Source organism: Novosphingobium sp. PhB57 (assembly GCF_004342985.1).
Classification (GTDB): Bacteria; Pseudomonadota; Alphaproteobacteria; order Sphingomonadales; family Sphingomonadaceae; genus Novosphingobium.
In genome coordinates this window covers 19,483-41,707 of record NZ_SMBO01000016.1, presented here as the reverse complement: position 1 = coordinate 41,707, position 22,225 = coordinate 19,483, and the positions used below count along the sequence as shown (strand labels likewise).

The following is a 22,225-nucleotide window of genomic DNA, read 5'->3' as shown; positions in this document are numbered from 1 at the left end:
CTCCTCGCCGCCACAGAAAACCGCAGATATCAGCCAAAAATCAGCGGCCTGCGCGTCTCGGGCGAGGGCAGCTTCTTCCAGTCCAGGCCCGACAGCAATGCTATGCATTGCGGTCCGCTCAGGACCATCGTGCCGCCTTGCACGGCCGGCCAGTAAAACCTTCCTCGGTCGAGCCATTTCGTCGCCAGGACCGCGCCTGACCCGTCATGACGGAGCAACTTCACCTTATCCGCGCCCTTGTTGCGGAACACGAACACATCGCCCGCACAAGCATCATGCCCCAGCACGTGCGTCACCAGTCCCATCAATCGGTTAATCCCGGCTCTGAAGTCGACCGGCTGTGTCGCCACGAAGATCCGTACGCTTCCGTCGATCGGGATCATTCCCGGATCGCCGCCAGTACCGCGCGCAGGTGGTCCATCTCAACCGCCCCCCGGATCCGAACCGTCACATCGCGGACGATCAGTTCCAGCCCGGCGCCTTCGCATCGCTCCTCCTGGGCGACCGTTACCGGCACAAACCGCATTTCCTCAACCGCGCCCGCCGCGCGTGCATGTCGCCGCCAGTAGTGCAGTAGGCCCAGGCCGACGCCGTTCGCGCGCGCAACCTGCGACACCGTCACGTCAGGAGCAAAACTCTCCGCGACAATGCGGTCACGTTCTTCATCAGGCCATCGTTCATAGCGGCGGCGCGCCGGCCTCAAACTCTCGATCAAACGCGACGCCGCACTGTGCGACGCACAAGTCAAACCGCCGTTTGACCCTGCATCAATTTCTACCGACATTGCCCGATCTCCTCATCGTCTCGGGCGAGCCTAATCATCAGCAAGCTTTCCGAATACGTGGGGCGGGTGCAGCGGTTACAGCGGAATCGGGAACGGCCCACGCGTACGACCAATCGGCGGAGGAGGCCGCTGGCAGGCCGAACCACACCGGATCAATCTCGCACTTGAACCGGTTGACTTTCTGAAAGGCATCCACCGGCGAAAAATCGAACAAGCCAAGCAAAGCGAGGCGCATTTCCGCAAACAAGCGGCACGCGTTCAATCTCGAGAGGCGTAGGCGCTGGCGGCGCAATCTGCTTTTTTCGGATCAGTAGTTTGGTTCTTGTCGAGACCATTGTTTTGTCTTGGGTGAAAAACTGCCGCGTTTGAGAAGCGGCTTTTTGCGATTTTGCTGATCTCCAGTGATGCGGCGTGGAGGCGCTTATCAGTGAAATATGACCTATGGCGAACTTATCGAACATGCGCGCTGCTGCACCGGCTGGCAATTTTCCGTGGCGGCACTCCCGCAGACCATGTGCTCGTCCGCGACCCAGTGCCTCAGTTGATCGAGGCTGTGCGCCATCTTTCGGAAGAGGGCACCTGAGATGAAAAGCGAAAAACCGCGCGGTAACCGGCGACACAAAAGCGCCGGGATTCACTGAGAACCGGTGGGTACGAAAGACCGGCGGCAGCAGGCAAGAGCCGAACTGCCGCCGGCCAGCGGAACATCTTTTGCATGCTCAGCTCCACCCCCGTGAAGCCGGCAGTTTATCGAAAATGAAGTGTCGTCACAATAAATAACAATAGGTAGTCCTGTGATCGAGACAACTTCCCAAATAGCTTGGCACGATCCCAAGGTCATCGTTGCTCATCATACAGCCAAACGAACACGAAGTAGGCACTGTCCGGCCAGTCGTCCTCAAGCGGTCATTCACTCGTGGGATTACTCCCGGCTGCGCGGCAGGCCCCCAATTTTGATTCTCGCGTTGTTTTGTTTGCCTTGTACGACCTGCCCAGCCTGGCAAGGCAGGGACAAGCCAGCGTAAAGGCAGGCAATAAACGGCAGAGAGCGCGGGGCGGCGGGCAAAAGGACCGCGTCTTTTCAGCGAATCCTTGTCTTCTGGGTACGTCGCGCCGATGGCTCAATCTTCCATGGGTTTCGTTTTCCAACCATTTTACTTTCAAACCGGTGGTATGATTGATAGGGGGTCTTTGAGTGCGGCGTATCTTTCAACGCTTTTGCGACCGTTTTTTGGAATCGCCGTACTCACTTTTCCGAAACCCACAAAGATAGAGTGCTTGCTTCCGGCAAGGCCAAGGCCTGTGCTTTTAAGCGCTGAGGCGCGGGGTTCTTGTTCCATCCGCTCATTGAGCTCTTCGTGACCGAGCCCTCGTCATTACCTACCGGCTTTAGCTCACGCGAACCGACCCACCTGGTTGGCCGCCATGGCACTGCCATGCTCCATCTTCTGGCTCACCATGTCGTCCTGGAAACGGCGAAGTAGCCTGCCGTTCCAATAGCTCCGCAATCTCGGTAGAACTTGCGGAGATAAGCCGGCCAGACTCGAAGTTGCCAAAAGATTTGCCCGCGCAGCGTGTGGTTGTTCGACGGAAATTTCGGCGAGCCTGGCAGTGGCAGCTGGAAATCTGCGCGATAAGAAATGTATGAAAGTGAGAGGGGACGCCAGGGGGCGGCAAGTGCTCACGTGCCTGATTCCATAAATTACGCCTCAGAGCCTTATTTCGTTCTGTCCAAGGAACGGGCGAGGCCATGAGATGTTCATCATTCATGAAAACGATGTACCTTACGACCGTCCTCGTGGTGGCGCTGGCCTGCGCTGCATGCGATGGTCCGCAAAAAAAGGCCGGGGCTACAAAAGATGAGCAGGCTGCCAAAGCTGCTGGGCAAGTGTACGAGGGGGATGGCCCGGCTGAGCGCGCCGGAGCGGCGGAAGACCGTATAAATCGCGCGGAGAGCAAGGCCAGGAAATCCCAGGCGGATGCTCTTGAAGATCAGGGCCGCGCTCTGCGGGCCAAGGCGGACGCGGATGCCAAAAAACTAGAGCACCAGGCGGATGAACTCCGGGCTGCCGCAAAGACGCAGGCAGATGCTCTAAAACAGCAGGCGGACAAGCTTAAGTCGGGCGCGCGTCAGTAGCTGCAGCTTTGCTTCAGTGTTACGGTCCTGCCACCTTGCTCAAAGCGACGGGCATAGAGGTCACTCAGCTTGCCCGATCAATGGAACAGTCTAGACAGCTTGTCGATCGTTTGCCGGCGATTGAGACACGAAGTCATGGGTGGTCGACGATGAAGACCTTGTGAGGGCAAGCTCGGCCAACATGTTGATCGAGCTTGGGTACCGCGTCGTGGATGCGGGATCGGGCGAAGATGCCGTGCGGATGCTGAACGAAGATCAGAGTATCGACTTGCAGGCACGGATCATCTCATGCCAAGCATTACGGGTACCGATCTTGCCGATAGAATAAGGGACGCGCTGCCCCACATCCGCATTCTCGTTATTTCCGGCTACGCCAATAGCATCGGCCTTCCGCCGGACGTTGCGCGGTTGACCAAACCTTTCAAACAAAGCGACCTGGCCTCGAGCCTCGCCCGGCTTTGAATGATCGTTCTGAAGAGCCGCAGGGCAGCGCAAGGCGACCGGCATCGGTCCATCTGTACTGGATGGATTCAAAATGATTTTCAGGCACAAGAGTGCCAAATTTGCGCAGCATCGAGTTTTCAAGCGCCAAAGTGGCGTCCGCAGGTTTCCCTAATCATTGCTTGAAGAGCCCGCGATCAGGGAACCCGGCCTTGCTACCCGGCTTTACGTTCCTGATCGCACCAGTCAGACAGGACACGATTTTGCCGCCCGCGAAGATCGAAAAGGTTCACGTTTGTCTCTGCATTGGCGGTGCGGCGTGAGCGCAAAAAGAGCCGCCGCCTCGCCGAATGCCGGCAAATACGAGGACGTGCTGGTCTCAAACGCCCGGCCAGACGAACTGAACCCTTGTCTCGCATTCTATTAGCTTGAGCGTTGCAGCGGTAATCGCGGAAAGGACGAAGCTGTGAGAATGTTGTCGTACCTTCTCTTTGCCGCCGCCACCTTCGTGGCAGGCTGCGCAGTCTTGGGTTACGGCTTTCTGACCAGTCTTGCGTGCGGCTACGCGCCGAGCGCCGATAGTTGCCATGGCTACCCCTGGCAGCTTAATAGCGACGATCAGCTATGGCTGGTAAAAATTCCGGCTATTCTTATCATTTGTCTCGTTGCCGGCGGTGTCATTGCTCGGCGCCAAGCTCGGCGCGGCGCCGACAACGACCGATAGGCGCCGGATACCGTGGCAGCCGGCCTGGCGAATTTGAAATTTACTGTTGACCTGCGGCCTGCAGGCGTCGCCGCCGATCTTTGTTAAGCGTGAGGGCATCGCGGCAGCCTCGCTTCGAGCAGGATTTCGCGTGGAGGCTATAGCCGGGCAAATGTCCACTATTGTTCTCTCGAACAAAGCATCGTCGGTTTCATTTTGTGGGTCATGATAATGTCCCAGGGACCAAGGCAATTTCAGCCAGTTTAAAACCTATTGGCTAGCTGGGAGATCGCCGCCGTGGGTTCGGCGCTTAGGTTCATAGCCGCGCTGCCGTTCTGGGCGGTAGCGGTCTTGCTGTCCATCCCGTAATGCGTGTGCATGTACACGACGGCTTTCATTCACAAGGAACAATGATCATGCCTTGGCTTTTTCGCCCAGGGCTTCCTCGGACGAAAGGCCGCCCGCGAGCCGCTTTGTAGGCCGAATTGATAGCTGGCGGTGAACAGGCATGGTAAGCGGACCCGCTGTCGCTCCAGCGAGAAAGCGTATTTGCCTACTCGGCTGCGCGGTTCGCTTCGGCATCCGAAGCACGGTCTTCCAGGGCTCTGGCGATCATCGCGGCAAGCGTTTCTTCAGCGCGAATACGAATTGCAGGGTCTTTCGCCTCGAGATCGTGACGGATCCATTGGGGTGTCCGTTCCAAAACCTGCGAAATGATCAATGTTATATCGTTGTCCATGCCGCGCCTATGGCGAAGTCAGAATCGCATGTCCAGATTTGGTGCTTTTTCGGGCGGGGCCCGGCGGCCAGCCTGGCCCAATAAATCTCGGCTTTTGTTGCCGCAGCTCCCAGCGCCAGGACCGGCAAGTGGAGACGTCTCGCATTTTTTTCAAGGCCTGCAGGGATATCCGCGAGCCAACGGGAGGGCCTCGAAGCAAGACGGTTCGCATCCATGCCCACGATCGCGTCCGCAAGAAGAGGGCCGGCGCGGCGGGCGAATTGGCAAAAGTTAACCTGGATCGAGGTCCGCCAGAAACCGGCTGGCTTGTTCGATGGTGGCGGCTTGGTCTTCAACAGTCTGGCGGTCCCATGTCGCGCAAGGCATTGCGAGGCGATGATTGTTTCGTAGCTTTTCGCGATGGCGTAGGGACAAGGATCTTCCTAGGAAATCCGAGGGAAACTGCAGGTCTTCTTCTAGGTTTCCCTGATGCCCATTGCGATATGGCCTAATGTGAAGCGAAAGATGTTGCCCGAGGCTATGGATCCGAATTTTCTTATATCGAACAGCCGGGTGGCGGCAGTGGTCAGTGATCCCCGCCTGACGGACAATCCGATCGTGGCTTGCAATGCGGCTTTCCTGGATTTGACGGGCTATGGCCGCGAGGAGGTTGTGGGCCGCAACTGCCGCTTTTTGAGGGGCGCTGGCACCGAGGCTGAACAAACCCAGCGCTTGCGTGATGCGATAGCGGCCCACCGCCCGGTAATGGTCGAGCTCACGAACTATCGGAAGGATGGGTCTGCCTTCTGCAATGCGGTCATGGTTGCGCCGCTATTCGATGCATCGGGAAATTTGCAGTACTTCCTGGGCTCTCAGATGGCCATCGACGGTACAAGTGGCAGCCGATTGGAGCGAGCGCGGGACCTGATGGAAAGCTTGTCGCCTCGCCAGCGGCAGATCTTGGAAGCTTTGGCGCGAGGCCAACTCAACAAGCAGATAGCGTTTGATCTGCAATTGACGGAGCGTACAATCAAGATGCACCGCGCCGCCATGTTGCGAGCGCTAGACGTTCGCACTGCCGCCGAAGCTATCCGCATCGCTGTGGAGGCAGGCTGCTAGAGCATCTTCCCGTCCGGTAAAATTACCTGCCGGCTCGAAAAAATTGCGATCAATCGGAACGCTTGAGCAGGGGATCCCCCGCAATCGGATAGTTAAGTGAGCTAGTGATCGCGCCGCGCGGCAAATCGGGCAATTTCAAGAAGCGGCGCTGCCGCGGGGCCAAATGGAGCCAAAGCCTCCGCGCATTGCGTTAGCAACCGTTCGGCTTCGCAGGCGGCCCCCTCCAAACCCATTACCGACATGGCATTTTGCCGTCCCCTTGCCGCATCCTTGCGCAAGGCCTTTCCGGCAACAGCAGGTTCGCCGGTCTCATCGAGAATATCGTCCTGCAACTGGAACAAAACTCCCAGGTTTTGCGCGAATGAGTCGAGGCGTCGACGCTCCTCCTCCCCGCAGCCCGCCAGAGCCGTTCCTGCCTCTACTGCAAACCGAAAGAGGGCGCCGGTCTTGCGGGACTGGCACTCGGTAAGCTGCTTCCGGCTGATCGTCCCGCCAGGATAGAGATCCATCATCTGGCCTCCGGCCAGGCCATCCTGCCCGATGGCCCGGCTGAGTGAGAGGACCAGACCGGCGCGCACGGCGCCATCTTCGTGCGTTCTTGGATCGGCCAATGTCTCGAAGGCAAGCGCAAGCAGGGCATCGCCGGCCAGAACGGCGGTAGCCTCGTCGAAGCGGCGGTGCAGGGTTGGCCGTCCTCTTCGAAAATCGTCGTCGTCCATGCAGGGAAGATCGTCGTGAACCAGTGACTGCGCATGGACGCATTCGATAGCGGCACCGGCGCGCAGTGCCTGCTCGCGCGATCCGCCTAGCATTTGCGTAACCGTCAGAATGAGCATGGCTCGAAAACGCTTGCCGCCTCCCATCGCCGCCAGCCGCATGGCCTCAGCGAGCCTGGGGCTGCGCCCGGGAGTGCGGCCTATCGCATCCTCGAGGACCGCGTCGATTTGCTTTCGCGCCGCGGCGAATGCGCCAGCGAAAGATTTGGTCACGTCCGTCTCCAGCGAAGCCAGCGAGACAGGCTTGAAGCGTATATGCTCCTCAACGCCGGGCGTTTCCACCAGCGAGAAGCCCTTTGCCTCAAGCCAGCGGCAGACCTGCGTGATGGCCTCCTCAGGCGCCGAAGCGGCCGCGCTCAGCCCCACCACAGTAGCAGCATCGATCATCTGACCGGTGAGATCGGCTGCGTCTTCGATTAGATAGGATTGTTTTGCGCCAGCCCCTCTGGCTGTCTCGGTAAGACGCCGGGCATTCGAAGAGGTCCGGTCTCCCACGATGAGCATGATATCGCAGCGCGATGCGATTTGCACGACGGCGGCTTGCCGGTTGGTCGTGGCATAGCAAATGTCGCTCGACCGCGGGCCTTGGCAGTCGGCAAAGCGCAGTTTGATGGCACCGACAATTTCCGCGGCGTCCGAGACCGAGAAGGTAGTCTGGATAGCGTAAGCGATTGCAGTATCCTTCTCCAGCAACAAGGCTTCGACTTCCTGCGGTGTCGCCACGACCGATATCGACCCTGCCGGCACTTGCCCCAAGGTTCCGGTTATTTCAGGATGTCCAAGATGGCCGACGAGAACGATATGGCGTCCCAGGCGGTGCCAGAGCGCTACTTCGGAATGGATTTTGGCGACCAGCGGACAAACAGCATCGACAACGCGCAGCCTGCGCCTTTGCGCTTCATCCTTGACGCCCTGAGCACTGCCGTGCGCGGAAAGGACAGTCACCGCACCTTCCGGGATGGCGCTGATGTCCTGCACGAAGATGGCGCCCCTTCGCTCCAGTCGCTCCACGACCTGCCGGTTGTGAACGATGGCGCGGCGAACGTAAACAGGCGGTCCGTATGTTGCGATTGCATCTTCTACAGCTGCGATCGCTCGCCTAACGCCCGCGCAGAAGCCGCGGGGATTTGCAAGCAGCACGGTACGCGGAGCGCCGGCGAGGCCTTTCGAGATCTCGTCGTGCTGGTCAGCTGGCATTTTTCGATCCTATCACAATTTATGATCCCTGCTTTTTCAAAGTGTTTCCACCCTCCCTTTTGGACAGGTTGCCGAATGCATGCGACTGCGTAGCGCTGCCTGGCAATCGAAAAGAATACGGCGGATTCATTAATGCCTGCTGCGACTTCAGCTATTGTCATAGGATCGGGTTTCGGCGGCTTGGCGCTGGCGATCCGGCTTCAGAGTGCCGGCATCGCAACCACAATCGTGGAAGCGCGGGACCGGCCAGGGGGCAGGGCTTACTGCTGGAAACAGGATGGGTACACCTTCGATGCAGGCCCCACTGTCATAACCGACCCGTCGTGCCTGGCCGAATTATGGGCGTTGTCGGGCCGCTCAATGAGCGATGACGTGGTCCTGCGGCCCGTCGACCCGTTCTACCGGTTGATCTGGAACGATGGGACCTGCTTCGACTATTCCAGCGATCAAGCTGCTCTAGATGCCGAAATAGCCAAGCTGAATCCCAATGACGTTGCAGGATACCAGCACTTTCTTGCCTATTCGCGCGCCGTTTACGACGAAGCTTACGTAAAGCTTGGAACGGTCCCGTTCCTGAGTTTCAAGAGCATGATTGAGGCAGCCCCCGCACTTGCCCGTTATCAGGCGTGGCGTTCGGTATATTCGGCAGTTTCCAGCTTCGTTCATGACGAAAAGCTGCGCCAGGCCCTTTCGTTTCATACCCTTCTCGTCGGCGGCAATCCCATGACGACAAGCAGCGTTTATGCCCTCATCCATCACCTGGAAAAGCTGGGGGGCGTCTGGTGCGCGCAGGGAGGTACCAATGCGCTTATCGACGCGCTCGCAGTGCTCTTTGAAAAGCTAGGGGGGAGGCTGGTGCTGAACGAGAAGGTGGACACCATCACGCATTCGGGCGGCCGCGTCACCGGTGTAGTTACCAAGTCCGGGCGTTGCTTCGAAGCAGACCAGATCGCCAGCAACGGCGATGTGGTGGGCACTTACGCATTGATCGCAGATTCCAGCTACGCCGCTCGCCGGGTGAAATCCCTCAAGCGCAAGCGTTTTTCGCCGAGCCTCTTTGTCGTCCACCTGGGGCTAAAAGGAACGTTTCCCCACATTGCGCACCATTCGATCCTGTTCTCGGATCGCTACGGCCCCTTGCTGAAGGACATTTACTGCCAGGGCAAAGTTCCGCAGGACCCATCGATCTATCTGCACAATCCGGGGGCCAGTGACGAAAGTCTTGCTCCTGCCGGCAAATCCGCGCTGTACGCGCTTGCGCCGGTGCCGCATCTGGGATCCGCGCCAATCGACTGGAGTCTTGAAGGAGACGAGTACCGCCGTATCATCATCGATCGCTTGCGGGCCACTCTCATTCCCGACATCGATCAGCGGATTGAGCTCTGCTTCCATTATACCCCCTGCGACTTCCGCGATGACCTGGGAGCCCATATGGGAAGTGCTTTCAGCTTGGAACCGATCCTGACCCAAAGCGCCTGGTTTCGCGGTCACAACCGGGACGATCACTTTCCCAACCTCTATCTGGTGGGAGCTGGCACCCACCCCGGTGCCGGCATTCCAGGGGTCGTGGGAAGCGCTAAGGCCACGGCCTCCTTGATGGTGTAAGTTTTTGCCACGACATATTTGACACAGGGGCTGCCCTGCAGCCGGCGAACATCGAATAGCTTGAAGCAGTCTGAGTAGCTCCATACTGCAGAAACAATGGGCGAGGATGGGCACGCAGGAAGTTTTGGGACACAGGAACAGCGGATACCGCGCCGCCGATAGGCCAGGATGGGCTTTGTCAGCGCCGCTGGAAGATGACGTGCATGATAGTGACAGCTGTCCGCGAACCGCTTTCGAGCTTGATGCGCCAGCGCCTGCTGAGAACAAAAAGGATCGCGAATAATGAAAGCCCTATTTTCAGTCCTGATCATGGGAGCAGCACTGACACCATTGCCGGGGCTCGCCGCCGAAATTTCGACGCACATTCTGGACTTGACCCGCGGGGCAGGGGGCGCGGATGTACCAGTCGTGCTCTATCGCTCCGATCGGCAGGGGACATGGGTCGAAGCTTGTAAGGCAAAAACGGACAGCGATGGCAGGGTGCGTTCCTTTGGCGACAAAGAGCAGTTCGCACCGGGCGTCTACAAGCTCCAGTTCGATATGCGGGGCTATAGGACCGCAGGCGCAGAGCCGTTCTTTCCGGAAATCGACGTCGTGTTTCGCGTCACGGATGCAGCCGCCCACTATCATGTGCCAGTGGCGGTGAGCCCTTATGGGTATTCGACCTACCGGGGGAACTAACCGTTCCTAGAAGCGGCTCTATCATTAGGGCGCTGTTCCGAGAATAAAGCGCGCCGATGCTGAGCTGCCGCCAGTGCCTACGAAACCGGGCCTGCTGGCTATAGTCAGCGGTGCACGGCGAAGAGCCCGGTTCCATTCCCAGAAACCAGGTTGGGCGAGAGTTCGAGGCCGCAGCGCCCTCTTCCGTCTGCCGCACAGGCAGTGCGTTTGAGCGGCCGCACGATTGTTTGTCGCAGAAGCGGCCTTACCAGACGCCCGTGCGGCCTGATGCCCCCCTATCTGTCGGTGCCGCTAAAAACGGAAAAGGAGCATGCCGCTTGCGGCATGATCCTTTTCTATAAAAGAAACCTCCGCCGAAGCGGAGATTGTCTTTAATTTCCAGTGCCGGGCTGCGAGCCCTTGGGAGCCTTACCGTCTTCGATGCGCCCTTCGTTGCGAAGATCGCGGCCTTCCTGCGCCTTCTTCTGGCTCTCAGGGGACTTGCCATGCTCGTTGAGCTCTTCCTTGACGTAACCGGCGGCCTCTTTTGCCTTGCCTTCGATGCTCATGATCCTCTCCTTTGCTGATTTGATGATACGGTTCTATCCTTGAATATCGCGCCAGCCTCAACAACGGTTCCCGTAAAGCTATGATCCGGGCACCGGAACCGATTTGAAATGCGCAGTTCGAGGCAAGCCTCTGCCCGGAATATTGCGTGGAAGGCCGAACGATCAAGGGGTTAAACGGAGCGCGCAAGTCAATAGACGGCGAGCGCAGGGTAGACCCTTCTGCAGTTCCCTGATGTTTCTATCGGACCCAATACTCCGGCAGATTACATGCAGGAAGTTTTCGAAGAGCCGGCAATTGCATGGCCCTGTGCCTGAACATTTGCTCTACAGCCGTGCCATTCCGCCCCGCTTCCCCGGCCCGTTCGGTTTCTCTGCCAAACAGGCGCAAAATTGCTGATGATCAGCTCATTGACTTCTTCGCCTCGCTCGAGATCGTCCTCGTTGTCTCAATGTCCCTGATCTCGAATGCCGAGAAGATCTCGCACCGCCAACGTATTTGGATCGAGAGAAGGAGGTTGCCGCGCGCGCCGGCCAAGATCGCCGCCAGGCGCTCGAAGTCACCCCTATCGAACGCGCCGGCGCCGTAGCCGGTCCGCCACCCTCAGTGGCCGGATCGAGTTAGAACAGTATGTCCGCCCAGCCAAAGCGTTCGATGAACGCGTCCAAGAGCAGATGCTGCGGACGTTAACTAATATTCGAGAAATCAGTCGATGAAGATATTTGCGCTTTGACTGTTCTCTTTTAGAAATTTCACTGCTGTTAGACACTCTGTTTCAGTCCGAAAGCCAGACCCCTGGGCTATCAATACGCCGTTACTCGCCCGGAGGTTCCATCGCCAATCACCCCCAGCGAGCCGGGTAGAAGTTAGCATGACGCGTTCAGCTCGGAAAATACTGAAACAGGCCTTTCTTGGGGGCGTCAAAGAAAGAGTGAAGGAGCCGCCCTCATTCTCCCACTGCTCCCACTGATTGCCATCCGAAGGTATTTGTAGCGCGCCGTGATTGTCCAAGCGGGCGACGTTATGTGACTTCGAAGCTGAGGCGACGTCAGGTACGTACATAGGTCGCGCCGCATGACGCTGTTCGATACTACGGAGAAAATGTTCGCAGTAGTGGCCTGTTGTTACGTGATCTTGCTCGTAAGTTCCAAGATCATGTCCATTTCCGAAGCGAGCGTTTAATCGCTCGAAGATTGCAGGGTCATCGTCAGCCAAGTCGCAGATAAGCGCTTGTAGGATTCGTTCATGAGCAAGTACGCGACGCTCCAGTGTGGTTTCTTCACTTGGCTGGGCATTAGCGCCGCAAACAGGCGATTTCACTAACTCAGCGTCCTTCTCTCGGGGAGCGCGTACGAATTGCTCAGCCTCATCGCTTGCAGAAAAAAAAGCTGAAAAGGGGCTGCTTTGGTTTCTAGATTTGCTGGTCATTGGAGTCACCGCTTGAGCGGGAGCACTCAACTCTCGGTCGCCTCTTGCTCAAAAAAGGAAATGGCGATGTTTCGGATATGGGGGTTTTGGAACGATTTTCAAGATGAGTCGTAAATACTATGTCGTTAAAAAAAGAATATAAATCATTATCGATTAATTTTATTCATGACAAAATTTCAACATTTTAACATCATACTGTTCGGTGTAAGTTCAAAACGTTGTGCTTTTTGCAAAGGCGGAGGTCTAGCATTACGGCTGCGGCGCGCCATCGCCAACCCCCTGGCTGGTGCTTAGCTTATGCGGCTGGCGACATAAGTCTCCCCAACGGGTAAAGGGTTTATGGACCGCTTTCCATTAGGTCGGATCTGCGTATTCATTTCCAGCGCGGTGCTGCCCACAGGGACATGTGCGTAACATGCTCCCTCGACGGCGGTTTCGACGGCAACGCTCGGTACCGCGACTAGAGAGACCGGGTGCTTCCCCAAACCCCCTTTCCAAGCATCTGCGCGCGAACTTCCGACCGCTCATGACGGCGAGCTTCGCCAGAAGCGCGATGGAGGCGCCGGTGCAACCCCTTTCCCCGGACGCCCGGCACGAAAGGTGCGTTTTTTTTGTTGGCAGGCCTGTGACGAGCTCTCGGCGGGAATTTGAGATTTCTGGTTGAGCTTTAAGGCTGGCGTTGCAACTGCGCCAAAGGAGCTAGTGCGGTACAAAAATACGTTGGATATTCAAAGCGCAAGAGATGCAGAGTTCTCAAATGCCGCGGTGCGCCGGCACCGGCGTTTGGGAGCTTGCGAAGAATATCGGATGCCAGCCTCGCCTCGGGAACTGGAGGTCGGCTCACCGGAGGCGAGTTTTCCACCAGCACGCCTTATTGCCAGATGCCTGAAACAATCTCGCTTTCGAGGTGTTGAAACTTAGACTGTGTGTCCCCACGGTAGCTTGGCAACCGGTGCCCTCCGGTTCTTGAGGCCGCTCCTTCTTGTGGGGGCGGCCTCTTTAGTTTGGCAAAAGCGCAAATTTTCGTTTCCAGCTGGAACTATTCACAAAGGCCTACGATTAGTTCGGCAGGTGTCGGCGCTTTGCGCACTTTCGCGAGGAGTCGATGAAAACCGGTGCCGAGCGCCGGATTCACGAAAGAGACGAGGCCCTGCAGCGATGAAGCTGCAGGGCCTCTTTGCTGGCCGTGACACCGTTCGAAGCAGAAATTATCCGGCCGCTGCGCATAACAATCGGGGGAAGGGTCGCATGACCCTGCAGGGACCTGAAACTATTGCGTCAAGCCATAACAGCCGAGGCTGGGTGAGAACCGTCGCAAGAGTTTCTCGGGAAGGACGGGTTGAATAACCGGCGGGATAAGGCTTTTCAGCTGGCGGAACTTTGGCTTGGCGGGGACCGTTTCCTTTTAAAGGAGACCGAACGTGAAGGTTCAAACACCGAGCGAAGCTTCGCAACCCAAGGCGGCGGCTAGCGAGGACCAACAGGATAAACACGCCGCGAGCGTCCCAGAAGCCCGTGGCGCGGACCAGTCGGACGATGGCGGCCGGCCCGATCGTAGCAGTGGCGAACCGTCGCAGCGCGACGCGGACGCGGATTCCAATCTCCAGGCCAAACCGTCCGTGAAACAACGCGGCAATATCGCCGTGTCATCGCAGCCTGCAGACGATCCCAATCAAAAAGATCCGAATGAGCGAAGTGACATGATCTCCGAGCGCCGAAATCCTGGCCAGCATGGCGGCGGGGGCGACCCCGGCTGGAAACCGAGCGGGCGTCCATAGTTGGCCGCGGCACGCAGGACAGGAATTTGCTAGCCCAAAGCAGGGTTCGAGTACGGAAGCAGCGCCGCCGGCCGTCGCTCCCATGATGCTCCCGAAACCGCTGCCAGCCCAGCGCGCAAGGTAACCCTGTTTTAAGAGGGCGGCGGAGAAGACAATTGGTGAGCTACCCGCCCCGCGCGCGGTAGTGCTGCGTTCGAAGAATGCATATTGTTAGCCGCACTGCCGCCGCAAGACTTTACGCCTCAGCCGCTGCGGGTAGCTGCGCGTCGGTTTTTTCACAATTCAACGCGCGTAGGCGAAAACGAAACGATTGCCGGAGAACCAAATTTGCTTGCCGCATTTTGATGGGCGAATATTGCTCTTGATCCGCTAAGCAATAGGTGCACCTCGATAGCACGGCTGACTGCAAGGCTGAATTCAAGAGTAGCTGGCGCGCTGAAGTAAGCCGGCTGCATCAAGACACCTGAAACGATGCACCTGCTTGATGCAACCTATGAGCCCTGGCGCAACCGATGTGGAAGTCATTAGCCGTTTGCATGCGGTCGATAGGGCCTTGGGTGACCTTGCCTGCGGCAAGATCGCCAAGATGCAAATTGCGGCCCCTATGAATGCCTGTGCTTCGATTTGCACGGCGGCCCACGGTGTCCGTGTCGTTTGCATTCTCGGCTCGCACCTATTCCCCTGAAGGTTCCTGTCGGCGGAGATAAAGGACATAAGGCGGCTTTATCGCGAAAACACCACATTCAGGCATGGCCGGCCCAATTCTCCATTATTCCCTCTAGCGCCGGCGTCTCGTGCTCGTCTATACGGTGATAGCTAGCTGAAGTTCCTCAGCTCCGGCCAGAGCTGTTCGAGCGGAGGCCTCACTCCCTCGCACAGTGCAATAACTTTACCGTTTTCGTAGGCCATCGCATATCGTGACCAGGTCCTGTCAAGCAGCGTTACCTTTTCGCAATACGGTTCCAGTCCCGCCAGATCGTCCTGAACGACTACCAGATGGCGAGGGCGCTGGCCGCGCATTCCCCATAAGAAATATTGATTATGACCGCTGAGAACGGGCGGCAAGTGCCTGCCGTATAGGTCGAGCGCTGCAGCTTCGCCGTAATTGTCGACTTTGATGCCCGTTTGCGCGCGCAGCGGGGCGGGAAGGTGGTGCCACGCTGTCTCGACCTGATCGGTGAAGTCGTGCCAGCCTAACTGGTCCGCGAAAACCTGCGGCAGAACGGTGCCTTTAAAGCTGCGTTCCTGCTGCTGAGGGGCGATGCCGATTCTGCCCATGTAAGCAGCGAGTGCGGCTGGCGAAAGGATTGGGAGCGCCATCGGCGCCAGAGCGGCGGAAATGATGACTGCTGTTAAGATCCCGAGGCCTGCGATGACCTTGCCCGGCCCGCCTTTTGCAAGAGGCGCCAGGCTGACTGCGCCGATAATGAAAAGCGAAGGGTAGAGGGGGGCCAGGTAGTAGTCCTTCCCGTGGCCAAGCCTGACGATGATGAACACGGTGACTGCCGCTATGGTAACGAAACGCAGGTCCCTGACCCGGCCCAGCACGAAGGGTGCGACAAGCCCGGCGGCGCATAAGGGTGCTAGCAGCAGGTTCATCACCAAAACCTGGTTTGCCAGGAACGGAAGAAGGGCCACATCTGCGTTTTTGCCTCTGGCAGCCGCGCCCAGCTCAAGGAAGGGAAAGCCGTGCGCCAGTTGCCAGACGAAGGAGGGTGCTGCGATCGCTGCTGCAAGAGCCAGGCCCTTCCATAACGCCGGGCGCAGCAAAATGCGCCGCTCTGGTGTCAGGAGCACGCCAAGGGTCAATCCTACCAACCAGAACGCCATGGCGTATTTGATCTCGAGCGCCGAACCGGCGACCAGCCCGGCAAGCAAGAGCGCCCGGTCGTCCCCGGATCGAAGCGCTTTCGTGAGCAAGTAGGCGATAGCGGTCCATCCCAAAGGATCGAAAGCCGATGTGTTGAGAGTGGCGGTAAGACCCATCAGCATAGGCGAAAGCGCACAGGCAACCGCCGCAAGCGCCATGGCGAGGGAATTTCCACCCAGGAGCCGAACAAACCGCACGGAAAGCCACACGAGCAGCCCGGCCGCGATCATGGCAGGAAGCCGCACCCCCCAGGCGCCAAGTCCCAATTTGAACAGCCCTGCGGCCATCAGGGGCACCCCCGGTGGCTGGTCGACATAACCCAGGGCTGGGTGCTGACCGCAGACGATGAAGTAAAGTTCGTCACGGAACAGATCGTATCTTGCGCCAAGAGCGGCATGTGCAATGAACACTAGCAGCGCCGGTACGCAGGCCGCCAGATCGACAGGCGCCCGATCAGGTTTAGTCGTTATTGCCATGTCCTCGGGCACTGCCTTTTCCGAAACAACCTATATCCCGGAATTGCATAGAAAAGCAGCTTATCTCAAGAGCCAGGCAAGGAGCACGGCGAACATAGCTTCGGGTAATGCATTGCATCTACGCCAGCTTCCCCTCAGGAGGCCTGCCGATGGTTCGGACGTTAACGCAATTGCGTTGTTCTGCTTGCGAATGCGTCGAAAGGGTGCGGCGGGTTTGGGTGCAACGCGCGCCGCTGCAAAATTCGGCCCGAGCTGCGAGCGTTCTTGAGTATTCATGAAGATCGTGATCGTCGCGGGGATATTATGCCCGGACTGGTCCCCGCTGCCGAGACACTCAATTCAATCCCTGGCCGTGCGCCAGCGGCAAGCGGGGATCATCCGTCATGTTCGCTCAGGCTCTCGGTAGCTGTGCTGTCTTAAGGTCGGTGTGCACCGCGCGGGAACATTTCGCGCTACCACTCGTCCACAGACGATGACTCGCGGCTCTGTAAAACGCATCGCTTTCAAGATCTCCCTCGCAGCATTGGCCGCGTTGATCGCACTGCTTGTGTTGGTTGCATCATTTCCGGTCTCGTGGCTCAAGAACCCGGTCGAGCACTTGCTCAGCGACAAGATAGGGAGGCCGGTCACAATCGCGTCGATGGACCGAGAAAACTATTTCTCCCTGAACCCGGTAATGCGAATGGCAGACATTCGCGTGCCGCAGGCCCAATGGGCAGGTTCTGGAGATATGGCGACGATCGGCCTCCTGCGGCTTAGGCTGCATGCCCTGTCACTGCTGACCGGGAAGATCGACGCTGACATTCTCTCGGCGCGAGGCGTCAGGATGAACCTGGTGCGCCGCGAGGATGGGCGAAAGAATTGGGAGCAGCCGGGGTCGGGCGCTAAGGCGGGAAATAGCACGGGAATGACCGTATCGAACGTCGAGGATGGGCTAATTACCTACCGCGATGGTCTTCAAAAGCGCAGCTTTTCCATTTCGGTTCAAGTCACACCCGAGAAGGGGCTCGCGGCAAAAGGCACCGGGCAAGTGGACGGCGCGCCGGTGCGGGTGGCGATCCAGGGCGGGGTAATGGATACCGCGCAGCCATGGCCCTTCGATGCGAGGATCGAGGGCACGGCGCTGGCTATCCATGCTTCAGGCAAGATGGCCGGGCCGCTTCGCTTCGATGACATGGATTTTCGAATGACGGCGCGGGCGGACGATCTGAAGCGGATCGACCGGATCATTGAGGCGGGTCTGTTCGGTACTCAAGCGGTCGATCTCGCCGCGGACGTTACTCATAGAAACAAGACCTGGTCTGTCCGTTCCCTGCGGGGAACTATCGGAACGAGCACGCTCACCGGATCTGTGACCGCGCTCAAGCAAGACGAGCGAACCAAGCTCGATGGTCGCTTGCGCTTCGCCCGCCTCGACTTTGACGATCTGGCAAGCAATGAAGGTCATGCCAGGGCCCTGAAACTTGAACAGGCGCAGGGTTTGCGGCTGGTTCCGAACACGCGGGTCAATATCCGGAAAATTGACAAAACCGATGGCCGTATCGCGGTCAACATCGATCGTGTGGTCGGCGGACGACGCCCATCCTCAATCACCGATCTCTCGGCCGTCCTGACCTTGGACAACCGGTTGTTGACAGTCGAGCCGCTACGTATCGGCATGAAAACCGGGGAGATCACCGGCAAGGCGATCGTCGATCAGAGAGACGGCAGGCCAGTCCCGCGCGTGACGCTCTCCCTCGACTTGAAGCACAGCGACATTTCCGCGCTCGCAGGCGGGGGAAGTGCGGAGGTGACCGGACGAATAGACGGGCGGGTTCGGTTGGAGGGAAGTGGCAGCACGATCCGGGAAGTGGTGGGAAATGCCGATGGCTCGATCGGGTTGGCGGCAAAATCGGGATCGCTTCCCTCCAAGATCGCCGCTTTGATCGGCTTCGATATCGGCAAAGGAATACTGGGCGGCGATGCCGGCCGTTCGTCCTTGCGCTGCAGCATTCTCAAGCTGGATATGCGCGGCGGGCGAGGAACTGCCAATCCCTTGCTGATCGATACCAGCGTAAGCCAATCGCGTGGAACCGGCACGGTTACGTTCCCCGACGAGCGCCTTGCCCTCACCTTGGAGGGCACACCCAAGACCGATGCCGGGCTGCGTTTTCCAGGCCCGATCAATGTGAGCGGAACGATCCGTGATCCTGAGATCATCGTGCCCAAGCAGTCCAAATCGGTGGGGGCAATCGTCAAGATGATCGGGCGCGCGATCAGCGGAAAATCCGGGCCTATAGCGCCCGATGCCGATTGTAGCAGCCTGATCCGCGCGGCACTGGCAAAGTAGACGGCCAACTGTATCGGGGACCTGGGAGTGGCCCTTCAGTTGGCCAAAGCGTAGGCCCGGCAATGCTCAAGGTAACCTGCCTCATGGCGGGCGGCGAGTTCGACAACGGAACGCCAGAGCCAAGACGGCGCATCAAGGCCCGAAAAACGACCTTTTCTCAAAACGTGCAGCCAATCGCTGCGCACCCCATCGTCCATCTGGCGCGCATGGGCCTTGCCCACGACATGCGCGAGATAGCGTGCCGCCTTCTGCGCCTCGGTCCGCGAGAACTGCTCGACCTCGATCTTGAGGTCTTGCGGCATCAACTCCCTGACGAACATCGAATGACCAAGCAGCCGCGCCGTGGCCATACGCTGACCGAGATGGGGTGAAAGCGCAAGAGCAGCCGCAAGCACGCGCTGGGCCGGTTCGCTTGGCATCGTTGCACCGGGCGCCGCGGGAGCGATAGGATCGACCGCTTCCTTGAGATCGATCAGTGAATAATCGATAGTATCGCGCCCCTTGAGCCCGACAATTGCGGCGAACCGAAGCAGCCCGAGCGAACTACATCCTTTCATCCAGTAAGCCGCATCCGCCATGAACGGCTTACGGTCCTCTCCCTTGCGGTCGAGCGAGAGTATCATGCGGCTGACTGGCGGGTGGATCACGATCTCGCGCAAAGCGTCCCGCTCATTGTCGTCTAGCGGCCAGAAACGCTTGCCGATCGGAATGGCCGGCTCGACATCCTCCAGGCGCTCCTTCGCGAGATGCCGCCACTTGCGACTGATGGCACGGCGGCGGACCGTGCGGACGACTTCCGGCTCCTCCTCGCACGCCATTCCTTCATCGTCAGGGGATACAAAGGCGCGTTCATAGCCTTCGATCATCTCTTCCATCATTCGCGCCGTGATCACGCCTGGGAGGTCCGAACCGCGCGCAGCGGTTGCCAGCGAAAGACCCAGACGGATCAGATCGTGGGCGGGATTGCCGATCACCGCTTGATCGAGGTCGCGGATCTGGATGGCGACCTTGCCTTTGCCGTCAGCGATCGGGCCCAGATTGCCGAGGTGGCAGTCGCCGCAGATCCACACCGGTGGCCCTTCGGGAATGACCCGTGCAGACGCTGTGTCCGCCAGCCATTCATAGAACCGCAGCGTGTTTCCTCGAACGTATGCATGTGCAGAGCGGGCCATCTTCAGATCCCTGCGGGCGTGCAGGATGGAAAGGCGTTGTGCTGGGTCAAAATTCTTCATCGCGCAATGAACGAGCAACAAAACCGCTAGTTCCGCTCGCCTCAGAGCCAGCTGGAGAACCTGGGATATTTAGCTCATCCCCGGCTGGCTCAAGGCGGCAGTCCGAACGCACGCCGCCGATCGCAGGTAATCACGGAGACCTCGGCCCTTGGCAACAGCATAACCGAGCGGCCCCTTGAACGAGAGCAGCGTTCGATCCATCTGGCGCGGGCAAGTCTTAAACATGCGAGCTAAGGATACGATGACCACAGATTCCGCTATCGCCCCTGAAACCCGCGCCTTTGAGGCGGACGTTTCCAAGCTCCTGCACATGATGGTTCATTCGGTTTACTCGGACCGGGACGTTTTCCTGCGCGAGCTGATCTCGAACGCTGCCGATGCGTGCGAGAAGCTGCGCTACGAAGCGATCGCGGAGCCATTGCTTCTTGGAGAAGATCCGCAGCCGCGGATCACCGTGACGCTCGACAAGGAAGCAGGCACGCTGACGATTGCGGACAACGGCATCGGCATGACCGCCGCCGACATGGGCGAGACGCTCGGCACCATCGCGCGCTCCGGTACCAAGGCTTTCATGGACCGACTTTCTGCAGAAAAGGGCACTGAAGGGCAGCAACTCATCGGCCAGTTCGGTGTCGGTTTCTACTCTGCCTTCATGGTGGCAGACAAGGTCGAGGTGGTATCACGCCGAGCGGGTGAAACCCAAGCGGCCACTTGGTCTTCCGATGGCCTTGGCACTTACACTATCGCACCGGCAGATCCTGCACAGGCTCCGACGCGAGGGACGCGGGTGACGCTGCATCTTCTCGAGGACGCAGCGACCTATGCAGAGCGTTACAACATCGAGCGGATCGTCAAGGCCCAGTCCGGCCACGTTCCGGTTCCCATCTTCATCGAAGAAGCCGGGAGCGAGGAGGAAGCAGCCCAGGTCGCGGATGGTGCAGCGCTATGGACGAAGTCCAGGTCGGAGATCAGCGAGGAAGACTACATCGATTTCTACCGCAGCGCGGCGGGTCAGTTCGACAAGCCGGCTTTGACACTTCACTACCGTGCCGAAGGCCGGCACGAATATTCAGTGTTGACCTTCATTCCGGAGAGCAAGCCGTTCGATCTGTTCGACGCCGATCGAGGCGGACGCATCAAACTTTACGTGCGCCGGGTGTTCATTACGGACGAGGCGGAGATCCTGCCCCGCTATCTTCGCTTCGTGCGAGGACTTGTTGATTCCGCCGATCTTCCCCTCAATATGTCGCGCGAGATGATTCAGGACAGTCCTGTCCTGGCTGCAATCCAGAAGGGGGTAAGCAATCGAGTCCTGTCCGAACTCGAAAAGCTCGCCGCTGCCGAGCCCGAGCGCTACCAGGCAATCTGGGACAATTTCGGATCCGTGCTGAAGGAAGGGCTGTACGAGGATTTCGCGCGGCGCGAGACGCTGCTTGGTCTCGCCCGTTTCAAGACTACCGCCTCGGAGGGCCAATGGCGTTCGCTGGAGGACTACGTCGGTTCGCTGAAGGAAAACCAGACGGCGATTTTCTACGCGGTGGGCAATGATATTGAGCGGATCGCGAATTCCCCGCAGCTCGAAGGCTTCAAGGCGCGCGGCATCGAAGTCCTGCTTTTGCCCGACCAGGTCGACAGCTTCTGGACAACGATGGGCGCGGACTACAAGGGCAAGCCGTTCAAGTCAGTTACCCAGGGCGCGGCCGATCTTAGCCTCATTCCCTTGGCGCAGGGCAGCAGCGAGCCTGAGGATATTGGCGAAGACCTTGCAGGTTTCATTGCCTTTGCGAAGGAAGCTTTGGGAGACCAGGTGTCCGATGTGCGCGTTTCGGACCGCCTCACCACCAGTGCCGTCTGCATAGTTGCACCTGACAACGCGATGGATCTCCAGCTTGAGAAGATGTTGGCCTCGGCAGGCCGGGCACCCGAGAGGGCGAAGCCCGTGCTCGAGGTCAACGCAGGTCATGCCTTGATCGCGAAACTCGCGCGGACGGACGCTGGCGCCGATGAACGGCGTGACCTTGCGTTTCTCCTGCTGGACGAAGCACGGATCGCGGAAGGCGAGGCGCCGGCCGATCCGCGAGCGTTCGCGCAGCGACTCGAGCGCCTGATGACCAGAACCCTGGGCTAACGAGGGAGGGGAGCCGTCTGGCTCCCCTCGTTTGTCCGCCTGGCGTTCGGCGCACGTAAAATGGCAGCCGGCAACGCGAGAAGACGCAAAGCGGATCCTGGCCATGGCCGGATGTAACGCTCGGGCGCCCGGCGCCCGGGCGAAGTGAATATGGTGCTGCAGGAAATTGCCTCACATCCGGCCTCGCTCGGATGCACACCCCCGGAAAGAAACTTGCCTCGATACGTTTTGAGCGCTGCCCCTGCGCGAAATCGGGCCAGATCTCCGGCGCGTGCCC

The 22,225-nt window shown here is 58.8% G+C and carries 17 protein-coding genes; 8 read left to right on the top strand and 9 right to left on the bottom strand.

From position 1 onward, the window contains the following. Positions 1-29: 29 nt before the first annotated feature. The 3 genes from tnpB to EDF58_RS24045 form a co-directional block, all read right to left on the bottom strand. Complete coding sequence (gene tnpB / locus EDF58_RS24055) at positions 30-383, bottom strand: IS66 family insertion sequence element accessory protein TnpB (RefSeq protein WP_132270134.1); 354 nt, start codon at positions 381-383, stop codon at positions 30-32. Next, positions 380-784 (bottom strand): transposase, encoded by a 405-nt coding sequence (locus EDF58_RS24050; protein ID WP_132270132.1) that lies wholly within the window; start codon positions 782-784, stop codon positions 380-382. The genes tnpB and EDF58_RS24050 overlap by 4 nt, the downstream gene beginning before the upstream one ends. A gap of 152 nt (positions 785-936) precedes the next feature. Continuing rightward, positions 937-1,245 carry a hypothetical protein gene (locus EDF58_RS24045; RefSeq protein ID WP_132270130.1) on the bottom strand — a complete coding sequence of 103 codons (309 nt, stop codon included), beginning with the start codon at positions 1,243-1,245 and terminating at the stop codon, positions 937-939. Between the two features lie 1,307 nt (positions 1,246-2,552). Between EDF58_RS24045 and EDF58_RS24040 the strand changes: the two genes are divergently transcribed. Both EDF58_RS24040 and EDF58_RS26205 read left to right on the top strand, forming a co-directional pair. Continuing rightward, complete coding sequence (locus tag EDF58_RS24040; RefSeq protein WP_132270128.1) at positions 2,553-2,921, top strand: hypothetical protein; 369 nt, start codon at positions 2,553-2,555, stop codon at positions 2,919-2,921. 288 nt (positions 2,922-3,209) lie between these two features. Next, positions 3,210-3,383, top strand: a complete 174-nt coding sequence (locus tag EDF58_RS26205) for a hypothetical protein (RefSeq protein WP_207913146.1) — start codon at positions 3,210-3,212, stop codon at positions 3,381-3,383. Between the two features lie 1,235 nt (positions 3,384-4,618). Here EDF58_RS26205 and EDF58_RS24030 read toward each other — a convergent pair. Next, the gene (locus EDF58_RS24030; protein ID WP_132270126.1) at positions 4,619-4,804 is read right to left on the bottom strand and encodes a DUF6771 family protein; all 186 of its coding nucleotides are present in this window, start codon (positions 4,802-4,804) and stop codon (positions 4,619-4,621) included. A 519-nt stretch (positions 4,805-5,323) separates the two neighbouring features. Between EDF58_RS24030 and EDF58_RS24025 the strand changes: the two genes are divergently transcribed. Beyond that, on the top strand, positions 5,324-5,902 hold the full coding sequence (locus EDF58_RS24025; RefSeq protein ID WP_132270153.1) for a PAS domain-containing protein: 579 nt from the start codon (positions 5,324-5,326) through the stop codon (positions 5,900-5,902). A gap of 101 nt (positions 5,903-6,003) precedes the next feature. Here the strand turns inward: EDF58_RS24025 and ispH are convergent, their stop codons facing one another. Beyond that, complete coding sequence (ispH, locus tag EDF58_RS26200) at positions 6,004-7,875, bottom strand: 4-hydroxy-3-methylbut-2-enyl diphosphate reductase (RefSeq protein ID WP_132270124.1); 1,872 nt, start codon at positions 7,873-7,875, stop codon at positions 6,004-6,006. A 132-nt stretch (positions 7,876-8,007) separates the two neighbouring features. Here ispH and EDF58_RS24015 point away from each other — a divergent pair, with 132 nt between their 5' ends. Both EDF58_RS24015 and uraH read left to right on the top strand, forming a co-directional pair. After that, positions 8,008-9,480, top strand: a complete 1,473-nt coding sequence (locus EDF58_RS24015) for a phytoene desaturase (RefSeq protein ID WP_132270122.1) — start codon at positions 8,008-8,010, stop codon at positions 9,478-9,480. A gap of 282 nt (positions 9,481-9,762) precedes the next feature. Then, a complete protein-coding gene (gene uraH, locus EDF58_RS24010) occupies positions 9,763-10,161 on the top strand; it encodes a hydroxyisourate hydrolase (RefSeq protein ID WP_132270120.1) in 399 nt (132 codons plus the stop codon). 371 nt (positions 10,162-10,532) lie between these two features. Here the strand turns inward: uraH and EDF58_RS26015 are convergent, their stop codons facing one another. Then, entirely contained in the window at positions 10,533-10,709 is a 177-nt protein-coding gene (locus EDF58_RS26015; RefSeq protein WP_165921562.1) for a hypothetical protein, read from the bottom strand. A gap of 703 nt (positions 10,710-11,412) precedes the next feature. After that, positions 11,413-12,135, bottom strand: a complete 723-nt coding sequence (locus tag EDF58_RS24005) for a DUF1508 domain-containing protein (protein WP_132270118.1) — start codon at positions 12,133-12,135, stop codon at positions 11,413-11,415. Between the two features lie 1,421 nt (positions 12,136-13,556). On the opposite strand from EDF58_RS24005, the gene EDF58_RS24000 reads away from it, so the two are divergent. After that, a complete protein-coding gene (locus EDF58_RS24000) occupies positions 13,557-13,913 on the top strand; it encodes a hypothetical protein (RefSeq protein ID WP_132270117.1) in 357 nt (118 codons plus the stop codon). Between the two features lie 816 nt (positions 13,914-14,729). On the opposite strand, the gene EDF58_RS23995 is transcribed toward EDF58_RS24000, so the two are convergent. Continuing rightward, positions 14,730-16,259, bottom strand: a complete 1,530-nt coding sequence (locus EDF58_RS23995; RefSeq protein ID WP_165921561.1) for a glycosyltransferase family 39 protein — start codon at positions 16,257-16,259, stop codon at positions 14,730-14,732. Positions 16,260-16,731: 472 nt separating this feature from the next. Between EDF58_RS23995 and EDF58_RS23990 the strand changes: the two genes are divergently transcribed. Further along, a complete protein-coding gene (locus tag EDF58_RS23990) occupies positions 16,732-18,588 on the top strand; it encodes an AsmA family protein (protein WP_132270113.1) in 1,857 nt (618 codons plus the stop codon). Between the two features lie 35 nt (positions 18,589-18,623). Here the strand turns inward: EDF58_RS23990 and EDF58_RS23985 are convergent, their stop codons facing one another. Then, complete coding sequence (locus tag EDF58_RS23985) at positions 18,624-19,841, bottom strand: DUF2252 family protein (RefSeq protein WP_347812911.1); 1,218 nt, start codon at positions 19,839-19,841, stop codon at positions 18,624-18,626. A 220-nt stretch (positions 19,842-20,061) separates the two neighbouring features. Here EDF58_RS23985 and htpG point away from each other — a divergent pair, with 220 nt between their 5' ends. Then, positions 20,062-21,948, top strand: a complete 1,887-nt coding sequence (gene htpG / locus EDF58_RS23980) for a molecular chaperone HtpG (protein WP_132270110.1) — start codon at positions 20,062-20,064, stop codon at positions 21,946-21,948. Positions 21,949-22,225: the final 277 nt, after the last annotated feature.